The organism is Shinella curvata, from assembly GCF_022899935.1.
Taxonomy (GTDB): Bacteria; Pseudomonadota; Alphaproteobacteria; order Rhizobiales; family Rhizobiaceae; genus Shinella; species Shinella curvata.
This window is the reverse complement of the sequence record NZ_JALJCJ010000006.1, coordinates 78,939-92,687: the sequence shown is the minus strand read 5'-3', so window position 1 is coordinate 92,687 and position 13,749 is coordinate 78,939. Positions and strand designations below refer to the sequence as shown.

General features: G+C 59.9%; 6 protein-coding genes and 1 other annotated feature. Of the genes, 3 read left to right on the top strand and 3 right to left on the bottom strand.

The genetic code is table 11. The features are described from left to right. Positions 1 to 7 precede the first annotated feature (7 nt). From MUU55_RS21230 to MUU55_RS21220, 3 genes are all read left to right on the top strand, one after another. On the top strand, positions 8 to 1,171 hold the full coding sequence (locus MUU55_RS21230) for an iron-containing alcohol dehydrogenase (protein WP_244762780.1): 1,164 nt from the start codon (positions 8 to 10) through the stop codon (positions 1,169 to 1,171). A 372-nt stretch (positions 1,172 to 1,543) separates the two neighbouring features. Then, positions 1,544 to 2,776: a putative DNA modification/repair radical SAM protein gene (locus tag MUU55_RS21225; protein WP_244762779.1), complete on the top strand. Its 1,233-nt coding sequence runs from the start codon at positions 1,544 to 1,546 to the stop codon at positions 2,774 to 2,776. Beyond that, on the top strand, positions 2,773 to 4,248 hold the full coding sequence (locus MUU55_RS21220; protein ID WP_244762778.1) for a UdgX family uracil-DNA binding protein: 1,476 nt from the start codon (positions 2,773 to 2,775) through the stop codon (positions 4,246 to 4,248). The genes MUU55_RS21225 and MUU55_RS21220 overlap by 4 nt, the downstream gene beginning before the upstream one ends. A gap of 331 nt (positions 4,249 to 4,579) precedes the next feature. Here the strand turns inward: MUU55_RS21220 and MUU55_RS21215 are convergent, their stop codons facing one another. The 3 genes from MUU55_RS21215 to MUU55_RS21205 form a co-directional block, all read right to left on the bottom strand. Beyond that, positions 4,580 to 6,067: a SulP family inorganic anion transporter gene (locus MUU55_RS21215; RefSeq protein ID WP_244762777.1), complete on the bottom strand. Its 1,488-nt coding sequence runs from the start codon at positions 6,065 to 6,067 to the stop codon at positions 4,580 to 4,582. Between the two features lie 69 nt (positions 6,068 to 6,136). Beyond that, positions 6,137 to 6,192, bottom strand: a sequence feature (sul1 is cis-regulatory element that is thought to sense ions involved in sulfur or methionine metabolism; They are found in Alphaproteobacteria). Between the two features lie 159 nt (positions 6,193 to 6,351). Further along, positions 6,352 to 12,138 (bottom strand): beta strand repeat-containing protein, encoded by a 5,787-nt coding sequence (locus MUU55_RS21210; protein WP_244762776.1) that lies wholly within the window; start codon positions 12,136 to 12,138, stop codon positions 6,352 to 6,354. Positions 12,139 to 12,343: 205 nt separating this feature from the next. Continuing rightward, positions 12,344 to 13,624, bottom strand: a complete 1,281-nt coding sequence (locus MUU55_RS21205; RefSeq protein ID WP_280519063.1) for a GGDEF domain-containing protein — start codon at positions 13,622 to 13,624, stop codon at positions 12,344 to 12,346. Positions 13,625 to 13,749 lie beyond the last annotated feature (125 nt).

Here is a 13,749-nt window from a genome sequence, read left to right as displayed (position 1 = left end):
CGCACCCATGCCCATCGACACGCCCGCCGTTACCAGCAACTGGAGCTTTCCCACCGCCGTGCGCTTCGGCAACGGCCGTATTGCCGGGCTCGGCGACATGGTGCGGGAACTCGGCGCCAGCCGCCCGCTCGTCGTTACCGATGCGGGGCTGAAGGATCTCTATCCGGTGCAGCGCACCCTTGACACGCTGAAAAGTGCGGGCCTTGCCGCGGAACTCTATTCGAACGTGAAGCCCAATCCCACCGGCGGCAATGTCACCGACGGCGTTGATGCGTTTCGCGCCGGAAACCACGATCTGGTCGTGGCAATTGGCGGCGGGAGCGCGCTGGATGCGGCAAAAGCGATTGCCTTCATGGCCCGCCAGACGATCCCCATGTGGGAACTGGAGGATATCGGCGACAACTGGAAGCGCGCCAATACCGTGGGCCTCGTGCCGGTCATCGCCATTCCCACTACCGCCGGCACCGGTTCCGAACTCGGCCGCTCCTCGGTGATCACGCATGAAATCGAAAAACGCAAAGTCATCGTCTTTCATCCGCGCATGATGCCGGACATCGTGATCATGGATCCCGAACTCACCACCGGTTTGCCGGCGCACATCACCGCAGCCACGGGCATGGATGCGCTGTCGCATGCGCTGGAGGCGCTGAGCGCACCATCCTTCCATCCTATGGCGGAGGGCATCGCGCTCAACGCGCTGCGACTGATCCGCAAATGGCTGCCGGTCGCCACGCACGATGGTGGCAATCTCGAGGCGCGCGGCCAGATGCTGATCGCTTCGGGAATGGGCTGCGTGGCCCTACAGAAGGGACTTGGCGCCATCCACGCGCTAGCCCATCCGCTCGGCGCCCTTCACGATGCCCATCATGGTCTTCTGAACGCGGTGCTCATGCCCTACGTGGTCGAGTTCAACACCCCGGCCATCGCGGACAAGCTCGAATTGCTGGCGCGTGTCATCGACCTGCCGCGCAAGGATGCGCAGGGCGTCGTGGACTGGATCATCGAACTTCGTCGAGATCTCTCCATCCCGGAAAAGCTTTCCGGAATGGGCGTTGTAAATGTCGATATCGACAGGGTTGCGACGATGAGCCTGCTCGATCCCTGTGCCGGCGGCAATCCCGTCAAGCTGGACGAGAAAAACATCCGGCAGCTTCTGTCCGCAGCGCTGTGATTGCATTTCTCGCATGCGGCGAGGGTGCATCATGATGTTCTCGGCATCCACTCTTTGTTCATGTTGCAACGAAGAGTGGGGTCGAAGGAGCGTCAGCAGAATTGGGTCTGCATTGCCAGATTGCCCTTCTAGACCCCAGCCGCCGGCGCGCTTCTCATGCCATGCTAAAAAAGACCGAAAGCCGGCAAACCGGGCCAGGATCATCTTCATTCCTACCGCCGCTGCCCAGCATGAGCTCCGCTGTTGCGTCCGTATTGATGGCGTCGATTGCAGCACAGATCTTTCAGATCTGCGATGGCCCCGACGTCATGCGATCGGATGTCCTCTCCGGTTTCATTGACAAACGGCATGAGAACATTTAGTGAACATAGCATGAAGAAGTCGCTAAACGAACGTCTGGCCATCCTGTCAGATGCAGCAAAGTACGATGCGTCTTGTGCGTCCAGCGGGACTGAGAGGCGAAATTCTTCCGCGTCCGGCGGTTTGGGTTCGACCGAAGGATCCGGCATTTGTCACGCCTACGCTCCGGACGGGCGGTGCATCTCTCTTCTCAAGATCCTGATGACCAACTTCTGCATTTACGATTGTGCGTATTGTATCAATCGGTCCTCGAGCAATGTGGAGCGGGCACGGTTTTCAGCCGAGGAGGTCGTTTGGCTGACGCTGGAATTCTACCGCCGCAACTACATCGAGGGCCTCTTTTTGTCCTCCGGTATCATTCGCTCTTCCGACCATACAATGGAGGAGATGGTGCGGATTGCTCGCGAACTGCGCACGACGCATAATTTCCGGGGGTATATTCATCTGAAGTCCATTCCCGAGGCATCGCCGCATTTGATCGAGGAGGCGGGGCTCTATGCCGATCGGCTTTCGATCAACATCGAATTGCCGACCGATGCTGGCATCGGCAAGTTGGCGCCGGAAAAGCGCCCGGACAACATTCGTCAATCGATGGGCAATCTGCGTCTGAAGATTGAAGAGATGGGGGAGCCGACGCTGCAGACCAAGCGGCGGAAGAAATTCGCGCCGGCTGGGCAAAGCACGCAGATGATTGTCGGCGCCGACGCTGCGAACGATGCGACCATCCTCGGCACAAGCGCGCGGCTCTACGGCAGCTATGGTCTGAAGCGGGTCTATTATTCCGCGTTCAGCCCGATTCCCGACTCAACAAAAAACCTTCCGTTGATCAAACCGCCGTTGATGCGAGAGCATCGCCTTTATCAGGCAGACTGGCTCTACCGCTTCTACGGGTTCGACATCGCAGACATAACATCGTCCCGACCTGACGGGATGCTCGATCTCGACCTCGATCCAAAACTGGCCTGGGCACTCAGCCATCGTGATCGCTTTCCGGTCGATGTTAACCGCGCCGACAAGGAAACGCTGCTACGCGTGCCTGGTTTTGGCACAAAGACGGTGAAGTCCATTCTGTCGACACGCCGGTTCAGACGACTGCGGCTGGAGGATTTGGGGAGGCTCGGTGTATCGGTGAAAAAGGTGCAGGCCTTCATCACCGCCGAGGGCTGGACGCCGCATCGTCTGATCGATCGTGCTGACCTGCGATCGATGTTCATGCCGAAACCGGAACAACTGTCATTGCTATGACCGAAATTTGCTTTCTGGAAGGTCGTGGCGATCTATCTGAATGGCGCGATGCCGCACGACGTTTCCTGGCAGCAAGGATCGAACCCTGGGCAATCGAATGGCGATTGATAAGTGAAGAGCAACAATTGTTCGGCGATGATGGAAGCCTGACAACCAATGAAAGCGGCGCCGCGCCTGTGGCCACAAAAGTCACGGCACAAATGTCGGTCCCACCCGCCTTCATTCGGCTTGCGGACGCCGTCGTATGTCACTCCGATCCGGGCCGGTTTGCGCTGCTTTACCGGCTTCTTTTTCGTCTCGGGCAGGAGCGCCATTTGCTCGACGTCAAGACGGATATCGACGTAGGTCTGGCCCATCGCATGCAAAAATCCGTGGGTCGCGACTATCACAAGATGACGGCCTTCGTGCGGTTCAAGGAAATGCCACTGCCTGTGGAGGTCGCCGGGCGGAGGCGCTTCCTTGCCTGGTTCGAGCCAGATCACTTCATTGTCGCTCGCGTTGCACCATTCTTTCAGCGCCGTTTCAACGACATGGACTGGATCATTGCGACGCCACGCGGGTCGGCGTCCTGGGATGGCGAAACCTTGCTGACCTCGAAGGAACCTGCGCACAAGCCTGACATTTCCGACGAGACCGACGAGCTCTGGCGTACTTATTACGCTTCCATTTTCAATCCTGCACGGTTGAAGGTGAAGATGATGATGACGGAGATGCCGAAGAAGTACTGGAAGAACCTGCCGGAGGCGGAACTTATTCCGAACCTGATAGCCCGCGCCGAGGCGAAGCTTATCGATATGGGACGGCGGCAACCAACCGAACCGCTTCCTTTCTACCATCGTCTGCAGGAAGCAGCAGCACGTGTGCCGGAGGCGCCGGTGGCCGAGGCAGGTACGATCGAGGCGTTAAGCCGGGAGGCGAGGCGCTGCACACGATGCGACCTCTGCTTTCGTGCAACGCAGACTGTATTCGGGGAAGGTCCTGCCGACGCGAAGGTCATGATCGTCGGTGAGCAGCCGGGCGATCACGAGGACCTCGTGGGTCGGCCGTTTGTCGGACCCGCCGGCCGGGTATTCGACGAGGCTCTGTCCTTTGCCGGCCTGGATCGGCGCGCACTCTACGTCACCAACGCAGTCAAGCATTTCAAATACGAGCCACGGGGCAAGCGTCGTATCCACCAACGACCGAATGCGGGCGAGGTCGAGCGGTGCCGATGGTGGCTGACGCGCGAGATCGATTTGGTCCAGCCCCGTCTGGTGGTTGCCATGGGAGCGACAGCGCTATTTTCCCTGACAGATCGCAAGGATCGTCTGGAGGATATCCGCGGCCGGCCACTTGTCATGGATGAGACGCGAACTCTGTTCGTCACGGTTCATCCATCCTACTTGTTGCGCATCCCCGATCAGATGCGACGCGACGAAGAGATAAAACGCTTCCGAGAGGATATGTGCCAGATCGGCAGGCTTGCAGCGTGAAGCGTATGCGTCACTGTCTGATCGGCGGCTTTCGGCCAGACACGAAGCCGCTTCCAACGCTTCAAGGGGAAGGGAACTCTCGCTCTCGTCGCGTCATGCGAAAGATGATCTCATATTCCCAATGCACACCGTTGTCTTTTTGCTTTCATGACGCTGATCAGGGTAGTTGAACCCGTTTCGAGCATTGGCGATGGCAGTCTTCCCGGAATTGGTCAAGTTCCCGAACCACCGGGCATATACGTGACATGGCTCAAAACCACTACGACGGTGGTTTTGAGCGTTCTCAATGCCAACGTAGGCGACTCTGGGCTCTGGACCGATCCATCACGCCTTAATGTCCGCCCGATGCGGAGAAAGCGGCATGTTCCTTGTCGTGCAGGGCGAAGCGGTCGATCATATGTGCGCTCGCTTCATTGACGCCGACGACGGCGACCTCGACGCCTTGGCGACGGTATTTGAGGACGATCTTGTCGAGTGCGCCGACTGCGGTAATGTCCCAGAGATGCGCTTGCGTGACATCGATCGTCACCTTGCGCGGCGTCTCGGTGAAATCGAAAGCCGCCGTGAAGCTTTCCGTCGAGGCGAAGAAAATCTGGCCGTCGACATGATAGGTGCGTTCCGTGCCGTCCGCGCTCAGTGTCGAGCGGATGTGGAAGAGCTTGGCGACCTTGCCGGCGAAGAACACGCCGGAGAGGAGAACGCCGACCAATACACCCTTGGCAAGGTCATGCGTGCCGACGACGGTCGCGACCGTTGCCAGCATGACGATAGAAGACGAGAGCGGATTGCGGCGCAGATCGAGCATGGAACGCCAGGAGAAGGTGCCGACCGAGACCATGATCATGACGGCGACCAGGGCGGCCATCGGGATGATGCGCACGAGATCGTCCAGCACGAGGATGAGGAACAGCAGGAAGGCGCCGGCGACGAAGGTCGAGAGGCGCCCACGGCCGCCGGAGGTGACGTTGATCACCGACTGGCCGATCATGGCGCAGCCGCCCATGCCGCCGATGAGGCTGGAGGCGATGTTGCTCGCCCCTTGGCCGATGCATTCCTGGCTCTTGGAGCTCGGCGTATCCGTCATGTCGTCGACGATCTGCGCCGTCAGCAGCGATTCCAGCAGGCCGACTGCGGCCAGCGCGATGGAATAGGGGAAGATGATCTGCAACGTCTCGAAGGTCAGTGGCACCTGCGGCAGGGCGAAGATCGGCAGCGCGGAGGGCAGTTCGCCGAGATCGCCGACCGTGCGAAGGTCCAGGCCACCCCAATAGGCGATCCCGGTCAGGACGAGGATGGCGACCAGCGGCGACGGGATGGTCCTGTTGACATAGGGAAAGAGATAGATGATCGCGAGGCCCGCCGCGATCATCGCATAGGTCAGCCCCGGCACGCCGACGAGTTCCGGCAGCTGCGCCATGAAGATGAGGATCGCCAGTGCGTTGACGAAGCCGGTGATGACGGAGCGCGAGACGAAGCGCATGACGCGACCGAGCTTCAGCAAGCCTGCGCCGATCTGGAGCAAGCCCATCAGGAGCGTGGCGGCGAAGAGATATTCGAGGCCGTGCTCTTTTACGAGCGTGACCATCAGCACGGCGGTTGCCGCCGTTGCGGCGGAGATCATGCCGGGCCGTCCGCCGAGAAAGGCGGAGACGCAGGCGATGGCGAAGGAGGCGAAGAGGCCAATCTTAGGATCGACGCCGGCGATGACGGAAAAGCCGATGGCTTCGGGGATGAGGGCAAGCGCGACAACGACGCCGGAGAGAATGTCGGCGCGAATGTTGGAGAACCACTCGCGCTTGTAGGCCGTCAGATTGAACATGAAGAAGTCCGCAAAGAAGCGCATCCGGACCGGACGTGATCCGGCCTCGTGAACAGGTTTGATGCTTTGCGTTGTCTGGCGGATCGGCGGCCAGAAGAGCCACCCGGAGTTTCACCGGGTCCGGGGCGAATGCTTGACGTATAGAGTGTCGGGCGTGGAAGAGCAACTCGCGTCGGCCACGCCCGTCGCGATGCGGAGTGAGACGCTGGAACCAAGACCGGGGCGTGCTTTGGAAACTCCGCAGGAAGGCGTTGCCGGCCGGCCCCGTCAATCGGCCAAAGGGGCTAGAGGAACTGGAAATCCGCTCCGTCGAGCGTTCCTGGATTGAAGTTCGCGCCCAAGGAGGCAACCTGCACAATCTCTGTAGGATCTCCCGCATCGGCAACGAAATACAGATGAACACTGCTGCCGACGCCGCCAATGCGACCCACTACGAACAAGCCCTCGCCATCCGCCGTCGTCGAATTCTCTTCAAGATATGTCTTTATTGTATCCTGGGCCACGCCTCCGCCATCGATACGCAGCAGGTCGGTGTCGCTGATGTCGACTTCGCCTGCGAGTGATGCTCCGTCCGTGGTGACAAACGGCCCGTCCGATATATAGGCCATGTACTTGAACCGGAATACGTCTTCGCCATCGGTGAAGTCTGTGATCGTCGTCAAACCTGCGACGAAGTTGGGCTCGGTAAAGCTGAAAATGTCCGAGCCGCTCCCACCCGTGATCGTCGTGGCGCCATTGACGATCGAAATCGTGATGATGTCCTGACCGTCTCCTGCGTCGATCGTGTTGTTACCGGCGCCGCCGTCGATCGCATCGTCGCCACCCCGACCTTCGAGAATGTCGTTGCCCAGGCCGCCGATCAGCGTGTTGGCGCCGCTGCTTCCATATGCCCTTACGAAATGGGTATTGCCCGTCCAATCGACATTTTCGAAGTTCCTCACAAATGCGTAAGCAGATGCAGTCGTGACCTGGCTGGTGCCAGCAGGTGAATTCAGGTCAATGATCGCCGGGTCCCGTGTCGAGGTCAGAGTATCGCTGCCGGTTCCACCATCGAACAATGGCGCGGTTGCTTCGTCTACCCCGAAAACCAATTCGATTCTGTCATTGCCGGCTTCGCCGTAGATTTTGTCCTGGACACCGTTTGCGTATCCGCCTCGCAGTGTGATGACATCGTCGCCTTCGCCGGCGCGGATTGTGCTTGTCGACAAGGTTGAGCCACGAATGGTGTCGTTCCCGGCTGATCCCGTAATGTTGTAGTTGTTGTTGTTGTCGTTTGGCTCCGAGGTCGACACGTCAAGCGTGCCGGCTTCCGTGAAAACGATGTTGAACGTTGTTACCGGGGCCGAGTCGTCAATCGAGAGAGCCTCGAATTGTCCCCACTGCGCCGCCGTGAAAGTCACTTTGGCCGTGGCCTTCAGGTTCAGGACCTCAAAACCTGTAATTGTACTCGCGGAGAAATCGTATCCGCCCGACAAGACAAGCCTGTCCCACGCGGCATCGCCGCCGTGCAGGTAGACGGGAGCGCTGCCGTTTGCGCTGACGGTCACGGTATCGTCTCCCGCCCCGCCGAAGACAGTATCACCGGCGCCGACCACGAACGTGTCGCCATAGCCCCCTCCGACCAGGTAGTTTGCCGCCGAACTGCCGATAATCCATACAGAACTGTTTGCACCGGAGCCGTCGAAGTTCTCGAAACCCGTTATGCTCATAGTGTCATCAAGGCTTTGATTGGCAGCGGAAAAATCAATGGACGCGACCCACATCGCATCGAAAACCAGCATGTCGTTTCCAGAGCCGCCATTCAGGCTGAGCGTCCATTCGCGAAGGTATATTCTATCGTCTCCACCTCCGCCGGAAATGATATCCTCGCCGCCCTTTCCGTCTATGATGTCATGCGAGCTTCCGCCGGTCAGCCTATTGGCGTCGCCGGATCCGGTGATCGTCAACGCGGCCGATATCCCTGAACCGTTGAAGTTCTCGAAGTTGCGCACGATGTCCGTGTCGCCCACCGTCTGGTCGACTTCCTCGTCAACATCCAGCCTGACGATCAAATTGGCCGAGCCGGTGACCACCAGCGTATCGCTGCCCTTGCCGCCATCGAGGATGTCGGCGCCGGCACCGCCAAAGATCGTGTCGTCGCCTTCACCTCCCGAAACGGTTATCCGTTGCCCGGTTGCCGTCACATTCGAAGCATTGATGACGTCATTTCCTGAACCGCCCGCCACGTCCAGCATCATGCCCTTCGCCGAGGTGATCAGCGCATTGGCCAGGGTAAGATTATTCGTGCCATTCGCCAGAACAATCTGATCGATGCCGGACACTTTACTGAAAACGGAAGCCGCGATGGTTCCCGCGGTGGTGAAGACGAGCCGATCGACGGAGCTTCCTGCTCCACCGACGACCGTGTCGTTTGCAGTAAGGTCCTTTGCCGTGAAGCTGAAGCTGTCAGCGCCGGCCCCGCCAGTCAGCGTATCGTTCCCGGCACCGGCGGTGATCTGCATACGGTTTCCAGCGGTCGTCAGCGCTGCAGCGTTGATCACATCGTTGCCTGATCCGCCCAGCACATTCAGCACATCCTCATGGGCCGAGCCAACCAGCGCGTTGGTTACGGTCAGGGTGTTGCTGCCAGTTGCGAGCACGATCTGCTCGATACCGGAAACATTGGCGAAGGCGGACGCGGTGATTGCTCCTGATGTCGTGAAGACGAGCTGGTCCCACCCGTTGCCGCCGACGATCTTGTCGTTGCCGGTGAGATCCTTGGTGGTGAAACTGAAGCTGTCTGAACCCGCTCCACCAGTCAACGTGTCGTGACCGGCACCGGCGATGATTCGTAGCGCGTGCATGTCCGTGGTCACACCCGCAGCATTGATGGTATCATTTCCGGAGCCGCCGACCACGTCGAGCAGCCAGACGAGCGTTCCCCAGCCACCCGACTCGGTCCATTCCCAATCGACCGATGCGACCAGGGCATCGCTCACGGTCAGTTGATTGCTGCCGTTCGCCAGCACAATCCGTTCGATGCCGGCAATGTTGGCAAACGCTGCCGCTGTGATCGTGCCGGCTGTGGTAAAGACAATTTGGTCGCGCGGGGTGACGAGTTCGGTACGGTCGCCGACGTTACCGAGGACTTTATCGGAACTCGTCAAATCCGCTACCGTGAAGCTGAAGCTGTCTGCCCCGGCACCACCCGTCAGCGTGTCGTTGCCCGCACCGGCGGTGATCTGTACGCGGTTCGTCGCGGTGGTCACGGCCGCTGCGTTGATCACGTCATTGCCGGACCCACCCGTTACTTTGAGGATGTCGCCATAGGCCGAGCCGACCAGGGCGTTGGTCAAGGTCAGGTTGTTGCCGCCATTGGCCAACAGGATCTGCTCGATGCCGGAAACCTTAGCGAAGGCGGAGGCCGCGATTGTTCCTGCCGTCGTGAAGGCCAGCTGGTCTATTGCGCTACCTTCGCCGCCGATGACCGTGTCACTGCCGGTCAGGTTCACGGGCGCGAACCTGAAAGTGTCCGCGCCGGCACCACCGTCCAGCGTGTCGGCACCGCTACCGGCGATGATCGTATCGTTGCCTGCGCCGGCGGTGATCTGTACGCGATTGGCCGCAGTGGTCACGCCCGCTGCGTTGATCACGTCGTTGCCGGATCCACCCGTCACTTTGAGGATATCGCCATAGGCCGAGCCGACCAGAGCATTGGTCAAGGTCAGATTGTTGCTGCCATTGGCCAGCACGATTTGCTCGATGCCGGATACCTTGGCGAGGGCCGATGCAGCAACCGTACCTGATGTCGTGAAAATGAGCTGGTCCTGCGCGCTGCCCTCGCCACCAGCGATCTTGTCGCTGCCGGTCAGGTTCGTGACCGTGAAGCTGAAGCTGTCTGCCCCGGCACCGCCGGTCAGCGTGTCGTTGCCCGCGCCGGCAGCGATCTGCACGCGATTGGCGGCGGTCGTCACACCCGCTGCGTTGATCACGTCATTGCCCGAACCACCCGTCACTTTAAGGATATCGGCATAGGCCGAGCCGACCAGAGCATTGGTCAAGGTCAGGTTGTTGCTGCCGTTGGCCAGTACGATCTGCTCGATGCCGGAAACCTTGGCGAGGGCCGCTGCGGTGATCGTTCCGGCGGCAGTGAAGATGAGCTGATCCTGCGCGCTGCCTTCACCACCAACGATCTTGTCGCTGCCGGTGAGGTCTTGGGCGGTGAAACGAAAGCTGTCTGCCCCGGCACCGCCGGTTAGTGTATCGTTACCCGCGCCGGCGGTGATCTGCACGCGATTGGCGGCGGTGGTCACGGCCGCTGCGTTGATCACGTCATTGCCGGACCCACCCGTTACTTTGAGGATGTCGCCGTAAGCCGAGCCGACCAGGGCGTTGGTTACGATAAGGTTGTTGCTGCCGTTGGCCAGCACGATCTGCTCGACGCCGGAAACCTTCGCGAAGGCCGCCGCGGCGATCGTTCCTGATGTGGTGAAGACAAGCTGATCCTGCGCGCTGCCTTCACCACCAACGATCCTGTCGCTGCCGGTGAGGTTCGAAGCCGTGAAACTGAAGCTGTCTGCCCCGGCGCCACCGGACAGCGTGTCGTTGCCTGCACCAGCGATAATCTGCACGCGGTTTGTCGCTGTGGTCACGGCCGCTGCGTTGATCACGTCATTGCCGGATCCACCCGTTACTTTGAGGATGTCGCCGTAAGCCGACCCGACCAGGGCGTTGGTCAGGGTCAGGTTGTTGCTGCCGTTCGCCAGCACGACCTGCTCGACGCCGGAAACCTTCGCGAAGGCCACTGCGGTGATCGTTCCTGATGTCGTGAAAATGAGCTGGTCCTGCGCGCTGCCCTCGCCGCCAACGATCCTGTCGCTGCCGGTCAGGTTCGGGGCTGTGAAGCTGAAGCTGTCTGCTCCGGCACCACCGGTCAGCGTATCGTTCCCCGCGCCGGCGGTGATCTGCACGCGGTTTGTCGCAGTGGTCACGCCCGCGGCGTTGATCACGTCGTTTTCCGAGCCGCCCGTCACCTTCAGGATATCGCCGTAAGCCGAGCCGACCAGCGCATTGGTGATGGTCAGTTTGTTGCTGCCATTGGCCAGCACGATCTGCTCGATGGCGGAAACCTTGGCGAAGGCGGAGCCCGCGACTGTTCCGACCGTAGTGAAGACCAGCTGGTCTACTGCGCTGCCTTCGCCGCCGATGACCCTGTCACTGCCGGTGAGGCTTGCCGCAGTAAATCTGAAAATGTCCGCGCCGGCACCGCCGTCCAGCTTATCGGCACCGTTGCCGGCGATGAGCGTATCGTTCCCGGCGCCCCCGGAAATGATCACCCGATGGCTTTTTGTCGTCAACGCAGCGGCATTGATCACATCATTGCCCGAGCCACCCGTCACTCTCAGGATGTCGCCGTAAGCCGAGCCGACCAGTGTGTTGGTCAAGGTCAGGTTGTTGGCGCCGTTGGCCAGCACGATCTGCTCGATACCGGAAACCTTGGCGAGGGCGGAGGTCGCGATCGTTCCAGCCGTGGTGAAGACAAGCTGGTCTACCGCGCTGCCTTCGCCACCGACGATCTTGTCGCTGCCGGTCAGATCATGCGCCTTGACGCGGAAACTGTCTGCCCCCGTGCCGCCAGTCAACCTGTCATTGCCTTCGCCGGCGGTGATCTGCACGCGGTTCGTCGCTGTGGTCACGCCGGCGGCATTGATCACGTCGTTGCCCGAGCCACCCGTCACCTTCAGCATATCGCCGTAAGCTGAACCGACCAGCGCATTGGTGATGGTCAGTTTGTTGCTGCCATTGGCCAGCATGATCTGCTCGATGCCGGAAACCTTGGCGAAGCTTGCGGCAGCGATCGTGCCCGCTTGCGTGAATTGCAATCTGTCGATGCTCGTCCCGCTACCGCCCGATACCGTGTCAGAGGCGCTCAGCGTCTTCGGCGTGAACTGAAAGATGTCGGCAACATTGGCCTTTCCGACGAAAGTGTCTACCTTGTCCGTGCCTTTGAACTTCACAGCGCCCTCCAAACCAATTCTGAAATCAGCAGGCGCTCCGCATCTCCGGCAAGGCAGCGTGGTGCCAAGCGTCATGCCGCCCGAAAATGAAATGTCTTCACGTAGATACGCTCGCCGCATAACAGACGATTCTTTGCACATTATTTGAAAGTACACGGAAATTCGCGATAAAGTTGTCGCAATTGCCTTAACATACCAACGAAAGCGCCCGAGCGCCGCCAAAATGCCGCTTGCAACCGTTGCTTGGCATCCGCGCGGTGGATGCCAAGGTCAGCCGGAACTAACCGGAGTTGGACGGTGGCGCGTGGAGCAATGCTTGATTGCGGCCCTTCGCCTTGGCCATGTAGAGAGCTTCATCAGCCTGCCGCTGCAACGTTTCGGAGGATATCACCTCTGTTCCTTGCGTTAGAACCGCAAGGCCGATGCTGACGGTGACGTAAGCGCCGACCGATGATCTCGGATTGGGCAACAACGCGGTCTCCACGCGGCTTCGAATGCGCTCGGCCACCAACAAGGCGTCCTGCTCATCGGCTTCAGGAAGGAGAACGAGAAATTCCTCCCCGCCATAACGAGCGACCTGATCGCGATCGTCGCGCAAGCTGCTCTGGATGATGCCGGCGACCTTCACAAGACAGCGATCGCCCTCGGCATGGCCGAGACTGTCATTGAGTTGCTTGAAATGGTCGATATCGCACATCAAGATCGAAGGGCCCACCGATTTGCTCACCCCTTCGCTCCAGACCTTTTTGAGTGTTTCCATCATCCAGCGCCGGTTGGCGATGCCGGTGAGAGGATCCGTCCTCGCGAGCAATTCCAGACGCGCATTGGCGTCCGTGAGTTCCGCAAGGCGCGCCCGGTCGCGCAACTCAAGGAGAAACGTCTTGTGCGCCAGAATGTTTGCCGTGCGACGTGCCACCACGGTCGCGACCACGCCGCTTGCGAAAAAAAGTGCGCCAGCAACCGCGTTTCCAGGAGTGATATCATGGTTTTGCAGTTGAAGCATAAGGTAAAGACCGAGCGCTAAAACGGCGATCGAGATCGACCACTCAAGCGGAATCGGAAAGATGATGATCGCCGTCACGGCGACAAAGAGCATGATCGTGAGGTGGCGCTCATAGTATTCGCCTCCGGCGTTTACCCCGACCAGGGCAACCGACAGCAGGATCAGGAAAACGCCCAAATGAACCGCAACGCCCTCGATCCACGGCGGGCGTGGTTTCAAGAACACGGTTGCGGTTGCAAGAGCGGCAGGCGGCAGGATGGAGGCCGGCGGGAGCATTGCCATCACGATATCCGGTGGCAATAGGGCTGCATTCACCGCCAGCGTCAGGATATCGAGGACGACTACCCATAGCATCCAGGCGCGAATGATTTTCGATGTCTGCGGCCACGATCGAATGCGGAAAAGTCGAACGAGTTCGGCGTTGAGACGAATGTCGCGCGTCCGGCCCGCGAGAAGCCGGTCGACCTCACAGGCGACCTCCGGCGTCACGCGTTGAAGCGCGGCTCGCGCGTCGCTGTCACCGGTGCTGAAGACATTTGATGCTCGGTGCGTGTCCATGTTCCGGAATTAGAGGCCGGCGTGCCGATGGCAAGAACAGTCATCCAGGCGAAGGATAGGTGACCCCATCTCGCTTAACGACCGATATTCGGGAGCCGATGAGGCGAAACCGTGTTCCGGATCGA

What these genes read in the sequence shown, in the direction of transcription:
- MUU55_RS21230 (WP_244762780.1), top strand. Translation starts at nt 8, where the DNA reads ATGCCCATCGACACGCCCGCCGTTACCAGCAACTGGAGCTTTCCCACC.
- MUU55_RS21225 (WP_244762779.1), top strand. Translation starts at nt 1,544, where the DNA reads ATGAAGAAGTCGCTAAACGAACGTCTGGCCATCCTGTCAGATGCAGCA.
- MUU55_RS21220 (WP_244762778.1), top strand. Translation starts at nt 2,773, where the DNA reads ATGACCGAAATTTGCTTTCTGGAAGGTCGTGGCGATCTATCTGAATGG.
- MUU55_RS21215 (WP_244762777.1), bottom strand. Translation starts at nt 6,067, where the DNA reads ATGTTCAATCTGACGGCCTACAAGCGCGAGTGGTTCTCCAACATTCGC.
- MUU55_RS21210 (WP_244762776.1), bottom strand. Translation starts at nt 12,138, where the DNA reads ATGACGCTTGGCACCACGCTGCCTTGCCGGAGATGCGGAGCGCCTGCT.
- MUU55_RS21205 (WP_280519063.1), bottom strand. Translation starts at nt 13,624, where the DNA reads ATGGACACGCACCGAGCATCAAATGTCTTCAGCACCGGTGACAGCGAC.